Source organism: Vicingus serpentipes (assembly GCF_007993035.1).
GTDB lineage: Bacteria > Bacteroidota > Bacteroidia > Flavobacteriales_E > Vicingaceae > Vicingus > Vicingus serpentipes.
In genome coordinates this window covers 317,528-342,526 of sequence record NZ_VOOS01000002.1, presented here as the reverse complement: position 1 = coordinate 342,526, position 24,999 = coordinate 317,528, and the positions used below count along the sequence as shown (strand labels likewise).

Here is a 24,999-nt window from a genome sequence, read left to right as displayed (position 1 = left end):
TAAATGAAAAGCGCTGCCTATTTTTTTATCACCTCAATAGCTATTGTTGTCACATTAATTTATGGCAAAACCTTATTGATTCCTTTTGTGTTTGCTTTGTTGTTATGGTTTTTAGTTCGGAAAATTAGGCAGAGTTTAGACAAAATAAAATTTATTAAAAAGTACCTTCCTTACTGGTTTAAAAATCTATTTACATCTTTAGTTTTAATATTAACTCTAGGTTTTGTTTCTAAGTTATTATTGTCAAATATTAATCAGTTAGCACACTCTTATTTAGTATATGAGGCTAATATTGAGTTGGTTATTTCTAAGGCTAACAATTTATTTAATATTGACTTAATTTCTATATTAAAAGGACATTCTGGAGATTTTGATTATGGTTTAATTCTAAAGAAAATATTCAATTCGCTTACCGATTTATTAAGCAATACTTTTATTATTATTATTTATGCATTATTTATCTTTTTAGAAGAAGCTAATTTTGATTCTAAGTTAAGAGGTATGTTTAAAAATGAATACACTAAACTTTCGGAAATTTTAAATAAAATAGAAAGATCTATTACAAAATATATAGGTCTTAAAACCTTGTTAAGTTTAATAACAGGAACTTTAAGTTATATTGTTTTAGCCATAATAGGAATAGACGCTCCTTTGTTTTGGAGTTTTTTAATATTTGCATTAAATTTTATACCAACAATAGGCTCGTTAATAGCCACTTTATTTCCTGCCATATTTTGTTTGTTACAATTTGGAGAGTTTAATCAAGCATTAATGGTTTTGGTTTTTGTTGGGGCAATACAAGTATTGGTAGGTAATTTATTAGAGCCAAAACTAATGGGGAACTCTTTAAATATAAGTTCGCTGGTAGCAATTTTTGCTCTTTCTTTTTGGGGAGTACTTTGGGGAGTTACAGGTATGATAATTAGTGTGCCTATTACAGTGGTTATGGTTATCATCTTCTCAAATTTTGATAAAACCCGACCAATTGCCATTTTACTTTCTGATAAAGGGAATATTGATTGATAAAAAAACGTAGTTATAAATAAAGTTTAGCGATCGTCCTTTCAGACAACCACGAGTTTTTAACTTGTTTTGATTTGTTAAATGGAACGAGTTACACTGCGCTAAACTCTTACGATCAATTGGGGGATAGATTTTAAAAATGATTTAGAAAAATATTTTATGAAGAAAGGCTTAAATTGAAATCCAATCCTCAATCTGAAAGTTTAGAATCATCTGAGAATAAAAGCTATGAAGAATAATGATAAGGTTAAAGCAAATATGGCAAATTTATAAGTACACTTATTATTGGTTGTATACTTGGCAAAAGAAGCTTTTTGGGAAACAGGATGTCCCTGAGTTTAGCGCTGTAACCATAATGTCTTTGAGTTTTATTTGTAATATTGGTTCATTAGCTGTGCTAATAGATCTGATACTCGATGTTCAACTAATTCCCTTAGGACTTCCAAAAAAAGATATTATATTGCCACTTGTTGTTGTATTAGGGGGGCATTATTTTATGTTTATGTTTATGTTTAATGGTAAATATAAAACAATTGAGGAGGAATTTATAAGCGAAAGTAAAGAAGAGCGTAAATATAAGGGGAAATGGGTGCTACTCTATGATTTTGGTTCAATTTTGCTTTTCATTTTCTTAATTATCTTTGGCGCTTGGTTGAAAAGTTTTTTTAAAAGTCTAATACAAAAAAAACATGAAAAATTTACTATTCTTAATATTCTCATTGGGTGTTTTTCCCCATTCTCTTTCAAGCGCCCGTTTGTGAATTTATAATAAAGGAGTACAGATGATTACTCAAAAACTATAATTCTTTTCTTAATTACATTGGGTATAGTGTTGGTCAGTAGGGTTAACTCACAATAATGTTGAGAAGTTGCTGTACGTTTTATGGTAATGTAAAGCGGAGTTAAAACTGGTATTTCACCAGTAGGGTAAATTATTTCAAAACCATCAGAACAAAACTCAGCAGAGAAAATTTGTAAAGGAGCCTCACCGTTGTTTATTATTTTAAATCGTTTTTCTAATTGGTTTTCACTAAAAGTAAGAATAGTGTCTTTAAAAGTTAGTAAAGGCAATTTTTCTATTTCGCTACCATCTAAGGCAACATTATTACTATCGTTAACCGATATAGCAATAATTTCTATTTTTCGTTCTAACGCAGCTCCAGGACTATAAACAGAGTTTCTTTTGTCGTCTATATCATCACTAATTGTTTTTACTGATTGGTATTCCCCAAAAGGAACTTTTACAAAATTTAGTTTACCACCGTTTTTGGCAGTTCCATTTATATAGGGTAGGAGCATTCCATTTTCGTATTCGCTTAAGTAATTAATTAAGCTTGAAACTCTACGTAAAGTTAAGTTTACATTGTAATCGCTTTTAGATAACGGACTAGCAAATCCTTTAATGGTTAAAGTAATTTCTTTGCCTTTTTCTAATTCTTTAATTAATAGCGGCGTAAACATTTCTAAATCACTTGCACCCTTATCAATGTAGCTGCTAAATAAATCTTCAATATCAACAAAGGCATCTTCTTTTACTTCTCCTTTCAATCCTACTGCATATTCTCTTTTGTATTCATTGTATAAGCGAGTATAACCTTTGTAAGTAGTTAGGTAGTTTAAATCAGTTAAAGTATCTCGTGTTCTAGGGTTAGGGTGGTCGTTATGAAAATATAAACGAACTGGTAAGTATTTGTTTAACTCTTCAAGTGTAGTGAAAACGGTTTTGATGGTGTCAGGTATTTCATAATAATAAATATCGTTACAACAAGTTTCACCTTTTTTAGTGTAAGAGCCTTTTCTGTTAGAAGTAATTAAGGCTGTATTGTTTTTTATGCTGTAATAAAAGTCGTTGGTACTTGTGTTTATTGGATAGCCTAGATTTTCTATTTCTTGCGTTTTAATTAAATCTGTTTTTACTTTAAAAATATCAAAGCCACCCAATCCGTAATGCCAGTTAGAACTGAAATATAAAGATGAATCTTTGTTGTCGTAAAAAGGAGTGATTTCATCTTCTATTGTATTTATTGTTGAACCAATATTTGCAGGAGTTTGAAAATTTCCGTTAATTTTTCTACTGTACCAAATGTCCATTTCACCTTTACCACCTTCACGGTTAGAACTAAAAAATAATACTTCTTGGTTATTTATTTCAGCAATAAAAGGTTGGGTAGCTGTAGAATTTTCTTGATTTACGTTAGGGACTTCTGTTGGCTCTCCCCAAGTGTTATTTTCAAATAAAATGGAATAAATCTTACAGTTAAACGAATTGTCACATTTATTGTAGTAAAATGTAGTCCCTTTTTTGTCAATGCTTCCGTTAGCTATATGAAAACCTTGTTCATTTATTTTTTCTTCCAATTTTGAATCTTGTTGCCATAACTCTCCATTTTTAGTTGCTTTAAATAGGCGTACTAAATATTGAGAAGTATCAGATACTTCGTTGTCATCTTTCATTTTCTCATCTCTTAAAGAAGAGTAAATCAACATGGTGTCATTAATTAATGTTGCGCCTAATTCACTGTTGTAAGTATTTATGCTGTTCCCAATATTTTTTATGTCAAGCGGAAGAGAGTCTTTCATTAGCTTAATGGCTTCTTCACAAGAGTTTATTTCTTGCATTACTTTCTGATAATGATACCCTTTTTTATCTTTTGTAAACAGGCGTTTAGAACGTTTGAAATATTTTTTCGCTTCATTATACTCTCCATTGTATTTAAGCATTGTAGAGTACCAAAAAGGAGCTAATGGAAAGTTTCTTCCATTATCTTTTTTATAGATATAGTAGTATTGGCTTTCTGCCTTTGCATAGTCGTTATATAAACGAAGAGATTCGGCATATTTATATTTCAACTCAAGATATACTGAATCTATCTGTAATGCATCGTTATACCATTTGCTTGCTCCATAATAATCGCCTTCAGCAAATAGTTGATCACCAACTTTTATTAATTGTTTTTGAGATTGAGAATAGGAAAGGGTAGCTGTTAACATTAAAAGCACTGTAAAAACAGCACTTAAAAAAGCCTTAATTATATTTAGTTTACTCAGCAGTTTCAATTTTAAATATAATTAGGGCAAGCTTTATAACGTTTAATTGTAGGTCTATATTTTTCAAAGATGTATATCACAGAAAATTCAAAACCACCACGTCTATTACTAGCTACTTTTAAAGAAGATAAGTTTAAATCGTAACTCGCTCCAAAATGAAAGTTTCCATAATCTAACTCAGCAGTAAAATAAGCTGCGTCTGAATTTCTATACCAAATTCCTAAATAAGCTGCTTTATAATTTCCGTTATTTAAATGGTATTTAGCTGAACCACCAATGATTAATTCTTTAAACTTATGTTGAGTCATAAATGAAATACTCGGAACAGCATCTAATTTGTCACTTACCCTAAATAATCCATTCGTATGGAATGTAAAGCGTTTGTGTAATTGTATATTATCGTCATTAAAAAAACTTTGCTTTGGCGTAAAAATATTGTGAAAAGCGATACCAGCAGCTATTGATTTTCTTGAAGCGATGTTGTAATTCCAACTAATTCCACTATGAACATTTAAGTAGTTTCTTCCTTCATTACTAAATGTTTCGTTGTTATCTAAGTTTGGGTCGTAAATTAATCCATTATACTGGTTGTCAAATTGTAACTTATCGTAGTTAATTTTTCTTTGAGTAAATGTTGGTTGTCCTCCAATGGTAATGGTTTGAGATGAATCTCCTAAAAATATAGTATAACTTAAGCTAGGAGCAATTTGTAACGTGCTAAATTCAGAATCACCAGCTTTGTCGTTGTAAAAACCTAGACCAACATTAAAAGGAGTGTTTAAAATCGTATTGCCTTCAATAGTTAAACCATAAGTAGAGTAGGGAGTAGTTACCGAACTCCACTGGTTTCTTAAATTTGCAACCAATCTAACGTCACCAACAAAACTACCTGTAAGACCAGGGTTTAAGTTTAAAGGAGAGTTGTTGAATTGTGAAAAATGGATATCTTGTCCTCTTAAACTTGTAAAAATTAAAAGAATACTGCTCAGTGTTAATATTTTAATAAAAAAGGATTTCATTATCTAATTACTGTTACATTCCCTTTTTTAAAATATTCTTGACCATCAATACATTTTACAGATAAATGATAAACATAAACAGCAGGATCAACTTTATTACCTTTATAAGTACCATCCCAGCCAACATCTTGTTTTGTAGTTTCAAATAGCAATTCTCCCCATCTGTCATAAATTTTCAATTCCATTTCTTCTACATATCTTCCTCTAACATATAAAACATCATTTTCTAAATCATCGTTAGGTGTAAAAGCATTTGGAATGAAAACATCTGGATCTGCACAATTAATTTCCCATGCATATAAGGTATAGGTTTTATAAAACTGACATCCAGTAACTAATTCAGTAAATAAAGCAATGTAAGTAGTTTCTGTTGTTGGCGTTGCAAATGGATTTGCAATTGTGTTATTGTTTAATGTGTTAGATGGATTCCAAACGTATGTGAAATTATTGTCAGGTATAGCATGTAAAAAAGTTCCTTCGCCATTATATAATGTATCCTTATCGGCAGTAATGCTAATATCGTTTACGCTAATTCCAGAAACTGAAACAATTGAAGAATCAGTCATAGAACAGCCTAATGCATTTTGAGCAGTTACAAAATAGGTAGTTGTAATTACAGGGTTAACAATTGGATTCGCAGTTGTTTCTCCGGAGATAATTTCTGAAATAGGTTGCCAGTTATAGGTTAGCGGTTGACTTGTTAGGTTAATAACAGATAATGTATCTGATTGACCACTACATACTGCTCCATTTGGCACATCAATAATAACTCCAATATGATTAATAGTTATACTTGAATTATTTGAGCAGATGCCATTAGTTGCTAAAAGATAATAAGTTGTTGTGTCAGAAACGATAACTATTAAACTATCTGTTTGTAAGTTAGTGTTTAACGTATCAGTAAAACTTGGATTAGTTGACCAAATATAAGTTGTAGCTCCTGTGCTATTTGAAAATAATAATGCTGTATCACAAGTATTAATAGGGTTGTTAGGAATAGATAAATTTACAGGAGAAGCCACAGTAATAGTTGCTGATTTTACATCTGTTGTTCCACAAATAGAATCTGTAATGGTTAATGATACTGTATAAGTTCCTGGAGTATTATAAGTTATGCTAGGGTTTAAGACTGTAGAAGAAGTATTTCCGTTTCCAAAATCCCATAAATAGAAATCATTTGGCCCACTTGTATTTGTGAAATTAACAGTTAATGGCGCACAACCTTGAATATTATCAAGTAAAAAGTTGGAATTTGAAGGGATATGATATGTAATAGTTACGCTATCGATATCACTACACTCTCCATTGGTTGCCATTACGTAATAAGTTATTGTGTTTCCTCCATACACAGTTAAAGTATCGCTTAAGCTAGGATTTAGAGTGTCAGTAAATTGATTATTGCTAGACCAAATAAAAGAAGTGGCACCAGTAGCTGAAAGATTTAGCAAAACGGGTTCGCATGAAGTAGAATCGTTTGTTATTGCTGTAATATTTATTGGTGGGTTTACAGTTATAACTTGATAGGCTGTATCAATGGTGTTGCAGATGGAATCTTTTATTAAAAGTGAGATTGTGTAAGTTCCAGGAGTGTTGTAAGTTCTTATTGGATTAAAAACTAGAGAAGTGGTATCTCCATTACCAAAATCCCATAAATAAGAGTCGCTACTATTGCTTGTATTGTTAAAAGTAACTGTTAATGGAGAGCAGCCTTCAAAATTGTCTACTGTAAATTGTGCTTTTGGAATAATCTCAAAATCAAATTTAAAAGTACCGTTGTTACAATTATTACTATTGTTAGTGTTTGACCATACTCCTGGGTTTGGATAAGTAGGGAAGTCATCATTACTTCCGCAACCTGCGCAAACCGATTGATAGACTATTCCATTTTTGTCAAATCGACTTGTTCCTCCATCTACATGTTCTCTGGAGGTGGGACCACCAAAATATGTTCCGTAGAGTTGAGAGGCTAGGTTTCTTTCTAACACAATTAAGTAGAAATCAAATCCATTTGGAGAATTTGGAAAAACAGCATTAGAAGTAGTTGGCATATTGAATAAGCTAGCACCAGTTAAGATGTCTCCTCCCCATCCAGAAACATATACATTTTCACATCTATCTACTAAAAATGCTGAGGGGCAAAATTTTGCGTTAATGTTTCCATTACCAAAAACAGTTGAATAATAGATTGTGTTTAAATCATTATTAAGTTTAACGATAAAGCTGCTACTGTTTGGGTTGATGTAAGTAGCATTTACTAATGGAAAAACACCTCTAGTTTGACCTACTGTGTATATACTTCCATGTCTATCTATTTCTATAAAATAACATTGATCATAATTATCTGTACCCAATAATGTTGAAGATAATATTTGAGAACCATTTGTATCAATCTTTGTTATATACCCATCAGCTTTCCCGCCCAAGTATCCTGTATTTATTGTTCCTAGTGTTGTAGGGAAGTTATTAGAAGCTGTTCCACCACACACATAAACAAAGTTATTGGTGTCTACTTTTATAGAATATCCAGCATCTTTGTTGTCTCCACCTAAATATGTACTCCATTTTAACTCAGATAAATCGGAATTAAGCTTAATTATAACCGCATCTTGGTTTCCATTTAAAGTATTATCAAAGCCATTTAAAATTGGAAAGTCGGGTGATTTAGTTGATGAAGTTAAATAACAATTACCTTGTTGGTCTAACATAATCTCGCCTCTATATTGGTCACTATAATTATTCATCAAACTATCATAACTTAAATTAGCTGTTGAGTTTACTCCATCGTTTTGTGAGCCTCCTAAATAAGTAGATCCAAGAAGGTTTGAGCCATTAGCACTTAATTTAGCGATGTAAATATCTGTTCCATTTGTAAAGTTGGAGCCATTACTTACGTAATAAACACTAGTTCCTCCTGAAAAAGTATCTACATAAGAGTTAAGTGTTGTAGGAAAGTCAAGAGAACTAGTAGCACCATATAGATAAAGTTCGTTGTCTTCATTTGCTATTAGACTATGAACAGTTTCTGTAGCAGTTCCACCTATGTATGTTGAGTAAATTAAATTTGTTCCCGTTGAATCATATCTTGTAATACATACATCAGTTATTCCGCTACCTGTAGAACCATTAAATGAAGAATCGTAAGCACCAAGTGTAGTAGGGTAACCATTATTAAATACGGTTCCTCCTGCAAATAAACTTCCATCATAACCATAAGTTGCTGTCATGCCAAAGTTATCAGCAGTAGAACCAGAATAACTTGCAAATATTAATATAGGGTCTATTATTAAAGGAAGAGATTTATTGTAATTTCCAGAAACTTTAAATGAAACTAAATTATCCTTTAGCACATATTTACTTTTTATTTCTACTTTTTTACCATCAATTAATTGGTAGGAGTAAGGTTGTTGTTCAATAACATCACCAACTGATGTTTTTACAATTAAATTTCCAGCGTTATCAATTTTTAATTCATCAACACCTTTATAGTTTAATATAATATCTTCAATATTGCTGTTAGGGTTTAAGATGAAATCATACTTTAAAAAGTTGCCCGAAGAATAAAGGTTTAAGTTAATATTTTTATATAGGTTGTTATATTTAACTATTTGATATGCAGTAATATTTGATTTCCATTTATTTTTATCTTTTCCAAGAATAAAATTATAATACTCACTAAATTTTGATTTGCTACTAATAGCTGGAGATTGTGCATTAATAAATTCAACTTGGTAAGCATGTTGTTTTAAAGGAGTAAATTCTTGAGTAGCAGAAAAATGATTTTTTGAATACTCCTCAGCATTGTATAGGTTAAATGTAAATCGATCTTTTTCAACAAAGAGAGCTCCGTTTCCTAAATTAGCTTTAAATAAAACTTGATTTTCCCATTGTCCTTTATTTTCTATAAATCTAATTCCATCATCACCTCCTCTAACATTATTGTAACAGAGGATGAAAACAATTAGAAGATATAAAATTCGTTTAGTCATAAAGTTCTCAATCAAGTAAATTTAAAGAATATAAAAAAGCAAACAAAACTGGTTTAAACAAAAACAAAAATAACTTGTAATATAAGAATTCTATAACTACTTTTGTTAATTATTTAGAATCAGTCTAAATAAAATTACAATGATTGATATATTAATAGCAAATAACAACCTAATTGTTGGAGAAGGTCTGAAAACCATCCTGCAGAGCCGTCTTAGGAATAGGGTGTTAGGTGTTGTTGATTCTAAACAAGCATTAATAAAATCTAGCAAAAAGTATTTTCCTGATTTGATAGTTATTGATTATTCCAATGAGAAGTTTGGTGTTGATTTTATTGCTGAAATAAAAAAAATATACAAAAACACTAAGATTCTAGCAATAACTAATGTTCAGCCTAAGCAAACAATTATAAAGGCGTTAAAAACTGGTGTTGATAGTTATTTGTTAGATGATTGTCAAAAACCAGAGATTCTTGAAGCCATTGAAGATACTTGTAATGGCAAGCAATTTTATTGTGGGCATGTGATTGATATTTTATCAGATAAAGATGACCAGAAAATTGGCTGTGATGGTATTTCGTTATCTGATAGGGAACTAGAGGTTATTCGTTTAATTTCAGAAGGACAAACAAACAAAGAGATTGCCGATACTCTGTGTTTAAGTACGCACACCGTTAACACTCATCGTAAAAATATCATGGCTAAGCTAGGTATAAAAAATACCGCTGGCATTGTTATTTATGCGATTAAAGAAAATATAATCAATACATAATTTTGTATTTATTTCGTTATTAATGACTATTAATGAATTATTTAATCAGTTCAACGAAATAGTTAAAATGCCATTTAGCTATTTATTAAGCCCTGATAAAAGAGTTTTTATTCTTTATCTATTTACCTCTTTACTTTTAGCATATATTGTTTATGTAAAGTCCGGTTTAAAAAAGTCTTTTTTAGGGTATTTGTTTAAAAAACAAATCTGGATTGGAAAGTCAGCTATCATTGATTATGGGTTTATATTTTTTAATAGTTTAATCAAGGTTTTTTTTATTGCACCTATGTTGGTGTACGCACTATATCTAACTCTTTTTATAAGTGAATACTTAACAAGTCAATTTGGAATTAGCAAATTAAATTGGTCCGTAACTACATTGTTGGCAACTTATACGCTAACTATTATTGTTGTTAACGATTTTATGAGTTTTATTGTACATTATCTAATGCACAAAATTCCTTTTTTATGGCAGTTTCATAAAATCCATCATTCTGCAACAGTTTTAAATCCATTTACGCAATATAGAATACATCCTGTTGAGTTAATTATTAATAATGTTAGGGGGATTTTTGTAAAAGGATGTTTAACGGGAATTTTTATTTATTTGGCAAATGGACAAGTTTCTTTAATTACTTTTTTAGGAATTAATATCTTTAATTTTATTTTTTTAGCTTTTGGCTCAAACCTCCGTCATTCTCATGTTCAATTCAAGTATTATAATTTTTTGGAATATATTTTTATTAGTCCCTTCCAACATCAAATACATCATAGTAATAAAAAAGAGCATTATGATAAGAATATGGGGTCTAGGTTTGCTATTTGGGATTGGATTTTTGGTACTTTAGTTCGATCCGAGAAGGTTGTTCAATTGCGCTTTGGTTTGGGAAAAAGTGAAGATAATAACTACGATTCCTTTCTCAAAAATTTAATTAATCCTTTTATTAATTTTTTAAAATACCTTAAATGAGGTATTGTTCTATTATCCTATGTGTTATACTTTTGCTTTGCTATTTAGAATAAGTCTAAATAAAAACAGTATAAGTATATTAATTATTTAAAAAAGACATGATGGTTAATTTAAAATTAGTTAAAGCTTTATTTATAATTTCAATTGTAATTTTTTCAATTGGTTGCTCTAAAGATGATGAGTCACCTATACCTGTGGTTGAAATACCAAACCCAATAGAGCCAAGTTATAGTGTTCCCTCTACATACAATTTTGTAAACGCTTCTGGAGCTAGCACTGTCGATTTTAATGGTCAGAAGCAGCGTTTAGAAATGGCAATGGAATTGATAGATTATATAAAAACTGCAAATACATTAGGAGTAAGTATTAGCGCTTCAACTCTTAATAATATGTATGCTAATACTGGGTACACTTGGTTAGATGTTCCTGCTTTAGGGTTAACGGGTTCAACTAAGCAATTAAAAGATAAAACAGCGGAAGGTGATGTTGGTGTTCAAAATATGGTTGAAAATTACTTTGACTCTCTAGAGGTATTAAGTAATCTTAATTATGATAATAGTGCTGGTACATACGGATTTGGTGGTGTTTGGGATAATGGTGTTAAAAGTTATTTACAAGCGGGTTCAGGAATAGAATATAAAGAAATGGTTGAGAAAGTGTTGATCTGTGCTGTGTTTATGAATCAAATGACAATTAATTATTTAGGGTCAATTGCTAATGATGATAATGATAATATCCTTTCAGGAAAAACTTACACTGAAATGCAACATCACTGGGATGAAGCATATGGATATTTTACTTCTGAAATTAATTATCCAACTGAAGGTACTGATAGGTTTTGGGGTAAGTATACTTTTGCAAGAGAAGCTGTTTTAGGGTCTGCAACGACAATTTCTCAAGCTTTTAGAACAGGAAGGGCAGCTATAGATAATAAAGATTATTTAACAAGAGATGTTCAAATAGCAATAATTAGAAATGAAATGGAAAAAATTTGTGCCGGAACAGCAATTAATTATTTAAATCAAGCTAAATCGAACCTTACAAACTCTGTTTTAAAAAATCATCAGCTTTCTGAAGCCAAGGGGTTAATTGATGGGTTAAGGTATGGTTATAATTCAGTTTCAGGAAATGGCATGACTTCAACTGAAATTGACACAGCTTTAGTTTATCTAAACGATTTTGAAAATATTACTGTTTCAGATATTAATACTCTAATAGATTTAGTTGCTTCAAAAACTGGATTAACTTCTGTTAAGACAAGTTTGTAAGTTGCCATAAGGAAAAGAATTTATAAATATATTTTTATTCTCATTAAATATTTACTCGATAAAAACGATATGAAAAATAATCTATTAATAAATATTGTATATGTTTTTTTAGCGCTAATATTAGTTTCTCTTTTTGCATGTAAAAAAGAGAATAAAGTAAAGTTTGATGATGAAACTATTAGTGTTGATGATTATAATCGTCAATTGATGTTAACGAATTATACCAATTCTTATATTTTACCAGCCTATAGTGTTTATAAAACTGATTTGCTAGAGTTGTATAATGAAACACAAACTTTTACAGCAACTCCAACTTTATCTAATTTACAACAATTAAGAGTTAAATGGAAAGACGCGCTACTTGTATGGCAAGATGTAGCTTTTTTAGAATTTGGTCCAGCTGAATATATTGCATTAAGAAGTCAAACCAATGTTTACCCTGCTGATACATCCTTGATTTTGAATAATATTAATGTTGGGTCTTATAATTTACAATCAGCTTCTAATTATTCAGCTAAAGGTTTTCAAAGTGTTGACTACTTAATAAATGGAATTGGTGGAAATGATCAAGAAATAGTTGATTATTTTACTTCTAACACAAATGCAAAAACATATTTAAAAGATGTGGTAAATGAATTAAAAACTAATGCTGACTATGTTTATTCTGAATGGTCAAATAGTTATGCTTCAACATTTATAGGTAATAGCTCAAGCAATGCGCAAGGTAGTTCTGTAAGTGATTTGGTTAATGCTTTAAATTTGCATTTTGAAACTTATATTCGAAAAGGTAAAATTGGATTACCATCTGGTGTTTTTAATGGCTTTACTCAAACACCGATGCCTAATCATGTTGAAGCTATGTATATTCAAGAATCTTTACCATACGTTTATCGTTCTCTAAGTTCTTTTCATAAATTTATTAATGGTAATAGTTATATAACAAATATGGCAGGTGAAGGCTTTGATGATTATTTAATATTTATAAATGCAACATCAAGTGGAATAGGATTGGAAACGGCTATAAATAATCAAATTAGTTCAATAAATGATAAACTTAATTTAATTAATGATCCATTAAGTAATGAAGTATTGACAAATAATCAAGCAGTTAAAGATGTTTATCAGCAAATGCAAATGTTGGTTCCTAAGATGAAAATAGAATTAACTGATGCTTTAGGTGTTTTAATTACTTATCAAGATAACGACGGAGATTGATAGTGTAAATGAGGTTTTTGACATTTATTTTTTTTATTTTCTTTTTTAGTATAGCTTTTTCTCAAAATAAAGGTCGTATTGCTGGTAGCGTAAAATCAACTTCTAATGAAGCTTTGCCTTATTGTAGTATTTACCTTTCTGAATTAAATAAATCTACACAAACAAATGAGAAAGGAGAGTTTTCTTTTGAAAATGTTGAGTATGGAAATTATACAATTTCCTATTTTTTGTTAGGTTATCATAAAGTTCAAAATAAAATTGAACTTAACGAATCATTAAAAATCATTAAAGTTAAGTTAGAAGTTAAATCAGAACAGCTTAAATCTTTTCAATTGGAAGGAGAAAAAGAAGGTGTAGGAGATGTTCAACGTATGAGGTCTATTGAAGGCTTAACTATAAGTCAAGGTAAGAAAAATGAAGTAATTAATTTATCCGAAATAAATGCGAATAAAGCAACTAATCAAGGTCGTCAGATTTACTCAAGAGTACCTGGTTTAAATATATGGGAAAGTGATGGTGCTGGAATTCAATTAGGTATTGGAGGAAGAGGTTTGAATCCAAGCAGAACTTCTAATTTTAATACTAGACAAAATGGATATGATATTAGTGCCGATGCACTTGGTTATCCAGAAAGTTATTATACCCCACCAACAGAAGCTATAAAAGAAATTCAACTGATTAGAGGTGCTGCTTCGTTGCAATTTGGAACTCAATTTGGAGGTTTACTCAATTTTGTTTTGCATGATGAACCTACAACTTCTGGTAAAGCTTTTGAAGTTACTGCTCGTCAAACAATAGGTTCGTTTGATTTAAATAATACTTTTTTGAGTGTTGGTTTTAATTCGAGTAACTGGAAGGGGTATAGTTATTTTCAACATAAAAAAGGGAATGATTGGCGTCCTAATTCAAATTTCGAGGTTTTTTCTGGAGCGGTTAATGTTGGGAAATATTTATCTGAAAAAACATTTGTAAATATTGAGCTTACCAAAATGTATTATTTAGCTCGTCAACCTGGAGGATTAACAGATAAAGAATTTTATACAGACCCATATCAATCAAAAAGAGGGAGGAATTGGTTTGAAGTAGATTGGAATTTGTTTGCATTTAATATTACTCACGAATTTTCAAGTAAAACAAAAATAAAAACTCAATTTTTTGGTCTAAGTGCATCTCGAAAAGCTCTTGGTACTTTAGGTAATATAAGTCGTCCAGATAGGACTTATGAAAATCGTAATTTAATTACTGGTGAGTTTAAAAATATTGGAAATGAGACGCGCTTTTTGCAGTTGTATGATGTTGGTAAAAATTCCTGGGCAATTTTATTAGGAGCTAGAATTTACAAAGGATACAATAGAAGCAGACAAGGGGATGCTGATTCTACAGATCTACCTAATTTCACTTTTAATGAAAAGCAAACTCAGGGGTCTGATTATGAGTTTCCTAGTCAAAATATTGCTTTTTTTGCTGAACATATTTTTAGAATAGGTCAAAAGTTCAGTATTACTCCTGGGGTAAGATATGAAAATATCATAACTAATGCTGATGGAAGTTATAATGATATTGTTTATGATTTAGCTGGAAATATTGTTTTTGATACTACTTTTTTTGAAGAAAAAACTAGTAAACGATCATTTGTAATTGGAGGGATAGGATTGAATTTTAAAGCTTCAAATAAGCTAGATATTTACACCAATTTTTCTCAGAATTATAAAAGCATCAATTTTTCTGATATGCAAATTCAGAACAAAAACTTTAAAATCGATCCAAATTTAAGAGATGAAACAGGATTCAATTTTGATTTAGGCTTTAGAGGCGTTATTCAAAACAAGTTAAATTATGATATATCAGGATTTATGTTGTTATATGATAATCGTATTGGTGAAATAGATCAAGTAGATGAGCAAACTTTTATTCCTTATAGATATCGTACTAATGTTTCAAAAGCATTAATAAGAGGTGTAGAATCTATGGTTGAAGTAGATTTATGGAAAATATTTGTTTCAGACTCCAGTGATTTTTCATTTAGAACTTTTGTCAATGTAGCATTTACAGATGCTAGATATACTGAGTCTCAAAGCTCTGCTTTTAAAGATAAAAATGTGGAATTTGTACCAGCTTTAAACTTTAAAACAGGACTAAATATTTCTTACAAAAAATTTGGACTATCATATCAATATTCATTTGTAGATGAACAATATAGTGATGCAACAAATGCAGGAAAAGATTCTGAAGGCTACCTAGTGTTTGTTCCAAATGCAATAATTGGAGTTATTCCATCTTATCATGTTATGGACTTATCAGGTAAGTATGATTTAGGTCAATTAAAATTTGAGTTAGGAGTTAATAATTTAACTAACGAAGTTTATTTTACAAGAAGAGCAACAGGATATCCTGGACCAGGAATTATTCCTTCTGCAATCAGAAATTTTTATTTTACTATACAATTTAAAATATAAGACACCAATTCATTAGTTGATTTTATATTAAAAAATTCTCATGTTTTAAGTAGTTTTGAAACTATGAAAAAAATAGGTTTAATTGTTTCTCTTTTTGTTGTTTTAGTTGGCTTTGCTCAGCAACCAAAACAACTATCATCATCAGAGATTTATCAAAAAATTCAAAAGTTAAATGTATTAGGAAATGTATTGTATTTAGCTGCTCATCCAGATGATGAGAATACTCGTTTTATTGCATATTCGGCAAACGAAAAATTATACAATACAGCTTACTTATCTTTAACGAGAGGTGATGGAGGTCAAAATTTAATTGGAACAGAAATTCGTGAAGAGCTTGGTATTATAAGAACACAAGAGCTATTGGCAGCTCGAAGAACAGATGGTGGACAACAATTTTTTAGTAGAGCAAATGATTTTGGATATTCTAAAAACCCTGAAGAAACGCTTGAAATTTGGGATAAAGATAAAATATTAGCTGATGTAGTTTGGGTAATTAGAAAATTCAGACCGGATGTAATTGTTTGTCGTTTCCCAACTGATGGTGGTGGTGGTCATGGTCATCATACTTCATCTGCATTATTAGGTGTTGAGGCTTTTGATTTAGCTGCTGACAAAACAAAATATCCAGAGCAATTAAAATATGTTGATGTATGGCAACCCAAGAGAATTGTTGTTAATACTGGTCGTTGGTGGAATGATAAAATATCGGTAAATGATCCAGGTGTTGTTGCAGAAGATATTGGTTTATATAATAACACATTAGGAATTTCATATAACGAACTGGCTGCGAAAAGTAGAACAATGCACAAAAGTCAAGGTTTTGGTTCAACAGGTAGTAGAGGAGAATTGATTGAGTATTTTGAGCATTTAAAAGGTGAAGAAGCTAAACATTCTCTTTTTGAAGGTTATAAAACTGATTGGACTAGAGTTAAAGGATCTGAAAAAATAGAATCGTTAATTAATGAGCTTGTTTCTAATTATAATGTTGAACAACCTCATTTATCAGTACCTCAATTAATCAATTTAAAAAAGGAAATCAATCAAATAAACGATAAATTTTGGAAAGAAATTAAGTTGAAAGAAATTGATGAATTGATTCGTAACTGTATGGGAATTTATTTTGAAGCAAGAGCTCAAGATTATTTAACTGTACCTGGTGATTCAATAAAAGTTGATTTTGAATTTATTACAAGAACTTATTCAAATTTTAAAATAAAAAAGATTTTTTCAAAAGAATTAAATCTTGAAATGAAAATGGACTCTGTTTTAAGTCAAAACAAAAAGATTGATTACAACCATACATTTTTTGTTCCAAGAAATATTGAAATATCTCAACCTTACTGGTTAAAAGAAGAAGGTACTTTAGGTACTTATAAGGTAGATGATCAATTAAATATAGGTAAACCAGAAAATGATTCAGCAATTAACTTTAAGTTAGTTTGCGAGTTAGATGGTGTAGAAATTACTTATCAAATACCATTAATTTATAAATGGAACGATCCGGTAAAAGGTGAGTCATATCGTCCATTTGTAATTGTACCTCCTGTTTTTGTAAACTTCTCAGAGCAATTACAGTTGTTTTCAAATTTAAATTCTAGGGAGATAGAATTAACAATCAAATCAAACTCAACAAACGTTAATACTAAGCTAAAGTTAGATACACCTAAAGGGTGGGAATTGTCGCAGAATAGCTTTGATATTAAGTTAGCAAAAAAAGGAGAAGAGCAGAAAATGAAAGTGATGTTAACTCCTTCCGTAGAAGCTGAAATAGGTGATTTAAAAGCTATGCTTACCGTTAATGAAAAAACTTATGATAAGTCTATAAATGAAATTATTTATGATCATATCCCTACACAAATTTATATGCCAAAAGCTAAGTCAAAGTTGGTTTTTGTTGATTTAAAAACAAAAGGAAATAAGATTGGTTATTTTAATGGTGCTGGAGATAAAATTCCAGAAGCTTTAACAAGTATCGGATATAATGTTGATGAGATTTTAGAGTCGGATTTAGCATTAGATAATTTAAAACAGTACAATGCAATAGTAGTTGGAATAAGAGCAGTAAATGTTAACGATAGAATGGAGTTTATTATGCCAAAATTATTAGCTTATGCTGAAAATGGCGGTACTTTAATAATGCAATACAATACAAGTCATCGTTTAAAAACAGATGCTTTTGCTCCTTACAATTTAAAACTTTCGAGAGATAGAGTTACAGAAGAAGATGCAGAGGTTACTTTTTTAAAGCCAGAGCACCCAGTTTTAAATGCGCCAAATAAAATTACAAAAGCTGATTTTGAAGGTTGGGTGCAGGAAAGAGGCTTGTATTTTCCGAATGAATGGGATGAGAAATACGATGCCGTTTTGAGTTGGCACGATAAAAATGAACCTGCTAAAAATGGTAGTTTGTTGGTAGCTAAATATGGAAAGGGACATTATGTTTATACTGGAATATCTTTCTTTAGAGAATTGCCAGCAGCAGTTCCGGGTGCTTACCGTTTATTTGTTAACTTAATAAGTTTAGGTAATGAGTAATGAAATAAATTGGAATAAATGGTATTTTGCTTTAATAGGCACTTTAACCGTTTTGATTGTATTGTTTTATCTTTTTACTAAGCATTTTTCATGAGTACGATAGATTGGATAGTATTATTAGGAACACTCGCTTTTATTGTAATTTATGGTGTTTGGAAAACACGTGGTAGTAAAAATTTAGAAAGCTATTTAAAGGGGGATAATGATGCAAAATGGTGGGGAATAGGTATTTCTATAATGGCAACTCAGGCGAGTGCCATTACTTTTTTATCTACTCCAGGGCAAGCTTATACCGATGGAATGCAATTTTTGCAGTTCTATTTTGGTTTGCCAATTGCAATGATAATTCTTTCGGTAACCTTTATACCTATTTTTTATAAGCTAAAAGTGTTTACTGCTTATGAGTTTTTAGAGAGTAGATTTGATTTAAAAACTCGCTCTTTGGCAGCAATTTTATTTTTGGTACAAAGAGGTTTGGCAGCAGGAATAACCATTTATGCGCCGGCAATTATACTATCAACTTTGTTGGGATGGAATTTAGGCTTAACTAATGTTTTTATAGGAGTTTTGGTAATTGCTTATACCGTATCTGGAGGAACAAAAGCGGTTACACAAACCCAAAAACAGCAAATGGCTGTAATGATGGGAGGAATGATTTTGGCCGGTATTATGGTGATATCGATGTTGCCTCAAGATATTCGTTTTAGCGATGCTTTGCATGTTGCAGGTAAAATGGAAAAATTGAATGTAGTTAATTTTAATTTCGACTTTAACGACCGTTACAATTTTTGGAGTGGTATAACAGCAGCCTTGTTTTTGTTTATGAGTTATTTTGGTACTGATCAATCTCAGGTGCAGCGCTATTTAACTGGTAAATCGATTAGAGAAAGTAGGTTAGGGCTAATGATGAATGGTTTGTTAAAAGTACCTATGCAATTTATTATTTTATTTATAGGAGTAATGGTTTTTGTGTTTTATCAATTTAACCAACCACCTATATTTTTTAATAAAGTGCAAAAGCAAAATGTAGAACAATCTGTTTATGCTGATGATTTTAAAGCAATAGAAGAGGAGTATACAGCTGTTTTTGAACAAAAGAAAGAAGCGTTAAAGTTAATGGTTGCGGCTGTAAACTCAGAAGATGAAAAAGGTGTAGATGAAAACAAAACCAAAGCAATGAATTTACAAACTAGAGTAAATGAATTGCGAGAAGAAACCAAGGCATTAGTGTTGCGAGTTGACCCTAAAGCAGAAACCAACGATAAGGATTATATTTTTATGACCTATGTAATGGATTATTTACCAATAGGAATGATAGGCTTGCTGTTTGCTGTAATGTTCTCTGCAGCAATGAGTAGTACAGCAAGTGAGTTAAATGCTTTAGCTAGTACAACAACTATCGATTTGTATAAGCGTTCGATAAATAAAAAAGCAGATGAAACACATTACCTAAAATCGAGTAAATGGTTTACTTTTTTGTGGGGAGCTTTGGCAATACTTTTTGCAACTACAGCATCGTTGTTTGAGAACTTAATACAGGCAGTAAACTATTTAGGCTCTATATTTTATGGAACCATTTTAGGAATATTTGTTGTGGCTTTTTATGCAAAAAAAATAAAAGGAAATGCTGTGTTTGTAGCAGCTTTATTGGCTGAAATTTCTGTAATAACAATAGATTTGTTGAACCGTTATGAAATGGCACCGAACTGGTTGCAAATGGGGTATTTGTGGTATAATGTTGTGGGTTGTTTGTTAGTTGTAATTTTTGGGTATATAATACAAGCTATAATAAAGAAATAAGTGTTTCGTTTAACGTGTTGCAAATATGGCCCGTAGCCGTTCAATTGCAATTTGTTTATTGATTACTTATATGTTTATGTTTCTTCTCATTTGTCTTGAAAGAACTAATGCGGCTATGGGCTATGATTTGCTGTTAGGCATTGTTATTCTTCTTCAAGATTAATATCTTTCCTTCTTCAGTCATATACATTGCATTAATATATTTTAATATTGAACTATTATTTGTCCGTGTTGAGTTTATTTTAATTCCTTTTGTCACTATTTTATTCCCAACAATTTCAAATAAGTTTTTTTGTGGAATTAAAAAGTCATTATTCGGAAAATCTCCAAAATCAATACTAAAGTCCTGTTGTCTAATAATTGCAATTTTATTTTGTCCAATATCAAAGATATTGTAGTCAATGTTATTTTCCGAGTAACTAATACATTGGTTTGTTATAATTCTAGTAACTGGATATTTACCTTCTTTTAAAATTCTATTATAAAACTTATGAAGTCGCCAAGCAGGAATTCTTTTTTTTAAGTACAAGTATGTTATGGAAATAATTAACCAAAGGGGTATCACAATCAATAGTTTTAAGACAATTGAAAATCCGTAATCTTCGTATAAATAAATTAGATACAATATTCCAAACTCAATGAATAACAATAGCAAAACTGTATACTTGCTAAATTTGATGTCAAGAATCTTTTTTATCTCTGAAATCCTAGATATTAGAATGTCTTGTTGATTCTTGTTAAGTTTTATGTAATCGGTTTGGATTATTCAAATTAATAATGCCTAACGCAGTTCTTGGAAACGTTTCAATCCTTCGACAAGCTCAGGATAAATTCATCTTAAAACTTTTGTTAAACGAAGTTCGAGTATTTTTGGGTTTAAATCAAGGGTTGTTAATTAAAAACAATAACTAATTTCTGTTTCCAAAAATTGAACTACCAACCCTAATCATAGTGCTTCCACATTCAATAGCTAATTGGTAGTCGCCACTCATACCCATGCTTAATGTGTTAAGTTTTGGGTGTTGGTTTTTTAGTTTCGTAAATAGTGTTTGAAGTGAGCTAAACTCTTTTTTTATTTGAGCTTCATTATCTGTAAATGTTGCCATTCCCATTAAACCTATCACATTTACATTTTGTAATCCCTTGAATTTTTCACTTTCAATTAATTCAGTTACTTCAGTAGAATCAAACCCAAACTTTGTTTCTTCTTCAGCAATATGTATCTGCAATAAGCAATTAATTGTTCTATTGTTTTGAGCAGCTCTTTTATTAATCTCTTTCAGTAATTTAAAACTATCAACCCCATGTATTAAACTTACAAAAGGAGCAATGTATTTTACTTTGTTACTTTGTAGGTGGCCAATCATGTGCCATTCAATATCTTTAGGTAGGCTTTCAAATTTGTCAGTAAGTTCTTGTACTTTGTTTTCACCAAAAATACGTTGACCAGTTTGGTAAGCTTCTAAAATAGCTTCGTTAGGTTTTGTTTTAGAAACCGCAACAAGGGTTACGTTTTCTGGTATGGCTAATTGTATTTGTTTTAGGTTGGTGGTAATCGACATAATTAATCTTCCAAGCTGTAAATAGTTAAACCACTACGCATTTTAGGTTCAATCCAAGTGCTTTTAGGTGGCATAATATCATTTGCATCAGCTACAGCTTTTAATTGCTCTATAGATACAGGGTATAAACCAAAAGCAACAATAGCTTCTTCACTATCTACTTTTTGTTGTAAACCTTCAGCTCCTTTAGTTCCTTCCATAAAAGAAATTCTATTGTCAGTTTTTAAATCAACAATATCTAAAATAGGAGTTAAAATGTTTTGTGTAAGTATTCGAGCATCTAAATTCCCTACATTATCATTCTCATTATAGGTTCCTTTTTTTGCAGTTAGCGAATACCATTTTCCACCAATGTACATTGAAAAGTTGTGTCTATGAGTAGGGGAGTATAATGTTTCTTTTTCTTCTAGTTCAAATTGAATTTTAATTTTTTCTAAAAAGTCTTCAATACTTAATTCATTTAAGCTACTAACAGTTCTGTTATATTCAATAATATTTAATTTGCTTTCTGGTATTAAATAAGATAAAAAATAGTTGAACTTATCTTCTGGTTTATGTTCTGGGTTTTCTTCTCTTTTACTTTGAGCATAAAGCACAGAAGAAGCCGAACGATGATGTCCGTCAGCTACATAAATATCGTTGATGTTTTCAAAAGCATCGGTTAATGTTTTAATGTCTTCGCTATCGTTAACTAACCATAAATCTTGTTTTATATGATGAGTTGTACAGAATTCATATTCTGAACGCGTTTTCATATACTTATTAATTATAGCGTCAACAATTGGATTATCTTTATAGGTAAGTAAAACAGGCTCTGCATTAAATTGACACACGTCTAAATAAAGCTTAAATGTTTCTTCTCGCTGAGTTAGCGTATGTTCATGTATTTTAATATTCCCATTCAAATAATCATCAACCGAAATACCAGTAATTAAACCAATGTAAGTGTTGGTTTTAGTTATTTGTCGATAGATGTAAAAACTCTCTTTTTCGTCTTGAAGAAAAATTTTATTGTTACAGAATTCATCAAACTTTTCTTTTACATTTTCAAATCGTTCTACTGAATTAGGTTGCGTTTTATTATCAGCTCTAAATTCAGGATTTATAACATGTAAAAAGGTATAAGGATTACTTTCTAGTTTGGCTTCAAGCAAATGCTTTGGATAAATATACGCAGGCATTGATGAAACCAAATAGGCTTTATCTCTTGTAGGTCTAATTGCTTTAAAAGGAATAATTTTAGCCACTATCCCAATAATTCTTTAATCTGACTAGCTAATTCTTCTCCAATTCTATCTTGAGCTTCTAAAGTAGCTGCTCCAGTGTGTGGTGTTAAAGATAGTTTAGGATGTTTCATTAAGTCTTCTCTTGGTGTAGGTTCGTTTACAAAAACATCAAGAGCAGCAGCTGCAACTTTACCAGAGTTAAGATTTGCAATTAATGCGTCTTCATCAATAACTCCACCACGAGCAGCATTTGCAATCATAACTCCATCTTTCATTTTTGCAAATTCATCATTTCCAATTACTGGCTTACCATCTGCTTGTGCAGGAATGTGAAGAGTAATAAAATCAGCTTGCGTTAATAATTCATCTTTAGAAATAGTTTTAATATCAACACTTACAGTTTGGTTTGCAACCTGAACATCAATAGTTACTTTGTCAATAAATGGATCAAAAGCAATAACGTTCATTCCACAACCTAAAGCATATTTAGCAGTAGCTTGTCCAATTCTTCCAATACCTAAAACACCAAGTGTTTTGCCTCTTAATTCTATTCCTTTACCATATTTCTTTTTTAATGCTTTAAAGTCAGAATTACCTCCATTTGGCATTTGTCTGTTCGAATCATACAATCCTCTAGCTAACCCAAATAAATGAGCCATAACTTGTTCTGCAACAGATTGAGACGAGGCTGCCGGAGTATTAATAACATGTAATCCTTTTTCACGAGCATATGCAACATCAATATTATCCATACCAACACCTCCACGTCCAATTAATTTTAAATTAGGACAAGCATCTATTACTTCTTTTCTAACGGTTGTAGCACTTCTAACTAATACGGCAACATAATTATTTTCATTAATTGCATTTGCTAATTCGTTTTGAGGCACAGTCTCTGTAATTACTTCAAATCCTGCTGCTTCTAATTGAGTTTTACCAATCGGTGCAATTCCGTCGTTTGCTAAAATTTTCATTTAATATCTTTTTTAAGAATGTTTTTTTGCTAATTCTTTCATTACGTCAACAAGTGCTTGAACACTTTCTAATGGTAAAGCATTGTACATTGATGCTCTGTAGCCTCCTACATCTCTATGACCTTTTATTCCACTAATATTAGCAGCTTGCCACATGCTATCAAATTCATCTTTTAAATCGTCGTTCGTTAAAACAAAAGTAGCATTCATGTTACTTCTACTATCAACTTCTGCAGTACCTTTAAATAAAGGGTTGTTGTCGATTTCATTGTACAATAAGTCTGCTTTTTGTTGGTTAATACCTTCAATCCATTCAACACCACCATTATTTTTTAACCATTGTAAGGTTAGCATTGAAACATAAATTGGATAAACAGGAGGGGTGTTGAACATAGAGTCTTTACTGATGTGAACTTCTAAATCTAACATAGAAGGTATTGTTCTACCAGTTTTTCCTAAAGCACTTTTCTTAACAATATAAAGTGTTGTTCCAGCTGGTCCCATATTTTTTTGAGCTCCAGCATAAATTAAATCATAATCACTTACATTTATTTTTTTGCTAAAAATATCAGAAGACATATCAGCAATAATTGGAATACGGCTGATTGGTGTTTTTTTAAGTTGAGTTCCAAAAATGGTATTATTTGTAGTAATGTGAAGATAATCAGCATTACCTGGTATTTGATAGTTTTTAGGTATGTAATTGTAGTTTTTATCTTTAGAAGAAGCAACCTCTAATACTCCGCCTAATAATTTAGCTTCTTTTAAAGCTTTGTTAGCCCAAGTTCCAGTATTTAAATAAGCAGCAGAACCATCAATTTTCATAAAATTGTAAGCAGCAGTTAAAAAACCTAAACTTGCTCCACCTTGTAAAAATAATACTTCATAATTGTCAGGAACATTTAATAACTCTCTTACTAAGTTTCTTGCATTTTCCATTACTTCAATAAAATCTTTACTTCTATGAGAAATTTCTAATAGTGAAAGATTTAAATTGTTGAAATTAATTACAGCTTCTGAAGCTTGTTTTAACACCTCTTGAGGTAAGATGCAAGGACCAGCACTAAAATTGTGAACTTTTGACATGTTTGTACACTTTAAAGATTAAAATTAGAGTACAAATGTAGCACAAATATTAGGTTGATAAA

General features: G+C 30.6%; 17 protein-coding genes. 9 read left to right on the top strand and 8 right to left on the bottom strand.

Features of this window, described 5'->3' with window-relative positions; all coding sequences use genetic code 11:
* Window positions 1–3 precede the first annotated feature (3 nt).
* A complete protein-coding gene (locus FRY74_RS05500) occupies window positions 4–1,023 on the top strand; it encodes an AI-2E family transporter (protein ID WP_147099410.1) in 1,020 nt (339 codons plus the stop codon).
* Window positions 1,024–1,261: 238 nt separating this feature from the next.
* Window positions 1,262–1,792 carry a hypothetical protein gene (locus FRY74_RS05495; protein ID WP_147099408.1) on the top strand — a complete coding sequence of 177 codons (531 nt, stop codon included), beginning with the start codon at window positions 1,262–1,264 and terminating at the stop codon, window positions 1,790–1,792.
* A 17-nt stretch (window positions 1,793–1,809) separates the two neighbouring features.
* On the opposite strand, the gene FRY74_RS05490 is transcribed toward FRY74_RS05495, so the two are convergent.
* The 3 genes from FRY74_RS05490 to FRY74_RS05480 are packed head-to-tail and all read right to left on the bottom strand — an operon-like array spanning window position 1,810 to window position 9,076.
* Complete coding sequence (locus FRY74_RS05490; protein ID WP_170227958.1) at window positions 1,810–4,080, bottom strand: tetratricopeptide repeat protein; 2,271 nt, start codon at window positions 4,078–4,080, stop codon at window positions 1,810–1,812.
* A gap of 2 nt (window positions 4,081–4,082) precedes the next feature.
* The gene (locus FRY74_RS05485) at window positions 4,083–5,090 is read right to left on the bottom strand and encodes a PorP/SprF family type IX secretion system membrane protein (protein ID WP_147099404.1); all 1,008 of its coding nucleotides are present in this window, start codon (window positions 5,088–5,090) and stop codon (window positions 4,083–4,085) included.
* Window positions 5,090–9,076 (bottom strand): DUF7948 domain-containing protein, encoded by a 3,987-nt coding sequence (locus FRY74_RS05480; protein ID WP_147099403.1) that lies wholly within the window; start codon window positions 9,074–9,076, stop codon window positions 5,090–5,092. The genes FRY74_RS05485 and FRY74_RS05480 overlap by 1 nt, the downstream gene beginning before the upstream one ends.
* 139 nt (window positions 9,077–9,215) lie before the next feature.
* Here FRY74_RS05480 and FRY74_RS05475 point away from each other — a divergent pair, with 139 nt between their 5' ends.
* The 7 genes from FRY74_RS05475 (at window position 9,216) to FRY74_RS05445 (ending at window position 20,089) form a co-directional block, all read left to right on the top strand.
* Complete coding sequence (locus FRY74_RS05475) at window positions 9,216–9,845, top strand: response regulator transcription factor (RefSeq protein ID WP_147099401.1); 630 nt, start codon at window positions 9,216–9,218, stop codon at window positions 9,843–9,845.
* A 22-nt stretch (window positions 9,846–9,867) separates the two neighbouring features.
* A complete protein-coding gene (locus FRY74_RS05470) occupies window positions 9,868–10,815 on the top strand; it encodes a sterol desaturase family protein (RefSeq protein WP_147099400.1) in 948 nt (315 codons plus the stop codon).
* A gap of 101 nt (window positions 10,816–10,916) precedes the next feature.
* On the top strand, window positions 10,917–12,083 hold the full coding sequence (locus tag FRY74_RS05465; RefSeq protein WP_170227957.1) for a DUF4856 domain-containing protein: 1,167 nt from the start codon (window positions 10,917–10,919) through the stop codon (window positions 12,081–12,083).
* Window positions 12,084–12,152: 69 nt separating this feature from the next.
* Complete coding sequence (locus FRY74_RS05460) at window positions 12,153–13,298, top strand: imelysin family protein (RefSeq protein WP_147099396.1); 1,146 nt, start codon at window positions 12,153–12,155, stop codon at window positions 13,296–13,298.
* A 17-nt stretch (window positions 13,299–13,315) separates the two neighbouring features.
* Window positions 13,316–15,754, top strand: a complete 2,439-nt coding sequence (locus FRY74_RS05455; protein ID WP_170227956.1) for a TonB-dependent receptor domain-containing protein — start codon at window positions 13,316–13,318, stop codon at window positions 15,752–15,754.
* A 63-nt stretch (window positions 15,755–15,817) separates the two neighbouring features.
* Entirely contained in the window at window positions 15,818–18,289 is a 2,472-nt protein-coding gene (locus FRY74_RS05450) for a PIG-L family deacetylase (RefSeq protein WP_147099393.1), read from the top strand.
* Window positions 18,290–18,379: 90 nt separating this feature from the next.
* A complete protein-coding gene (locus tag FRY74_RS05445) occupies window positions 18,380–20,089 on the top strand; it encodes a sodium:solute symporter (RefSeq protein ID WP_147099391.1) in 1,710 nt (569 codons plus the stop codon).
* 133 nt (window positions 20,090–20,222) lie between these two features.
* On the opposite strand, the gene FRY74_RS05440 is transcribed toward FRY74_RS05445, so the two are convergent.
* From FRY74_RS05440 to serC, 5 genes are all read right to left on the bottom strand, one after another.
* Window positions 20,223–20,618, bottom strand: coding sequence for a hypothetical protein (locus FRY74_RS05440; protein WP_170227955.1), 396 nt, complete (start codon window positions 20,616–20,618; stop codon window positions 20,223–20,225).
* Between the two features lie 379 nt (window positions 20,619–20,997).
* Window positions 20,998–21,651 (bottom strand): YggS family pyridoxal phosphate-dependent enzyme, encoded by a 654-nt coding sequence (locus tag FRY74_RS05435; protein ID WP_147099387.1) that lies wholly within the window; start codon window positions 21,649–21,651, stop codon window positions 20,998–21,000.
* Window positions 21,652–21,653: 2 nt separating this feature from the next.
* The gene (locus FRY74_RS05430) at window positions 21,654–22,898 is read right to left on the bottom strand and encodes a DUF1015 domain-containing protein (RefSeq protein ID WP_170227954.1); all 1,245 of its coding nucleotides are present in this window, start codon (window positions 22,896–22,898) and stop codon (window positions 21,654–21,656) included.
* Window positions 22,898–23,851: a D-2-hydroxyacid dehydrogenase gene (locus FRY74_RS05425; RefSeq protein ID WP_147099383.1), complete on the bottom strand. Its 954-nt coding sequence runs from the start codon at window positions 23,849–23,851 to the stop codon at window positions 22,898–22,900. The genes FRY74_RS05430 and FRY74_RS05425 overlap by 1 nt, the downstream gene beginning before the upstream one ends.
* 12 nt (window positions 23,852–23,863) lie before the next feature.
* Complete coding sequence (gene serC, locus FRY74_RS05420) at window positions 23,864–24,937, bottom strand: 3-phosphoserine/phosphohydroxythreonine transaminase (RefSeq protein WP_147099381.1); 1,074 nt, start codon at window positions 24,935–24,937, stop codon at window positions 23,864–23,866.
* Between the last annotated feature and the right edge of the window lie 62 nt (window positions 24,938–24,999).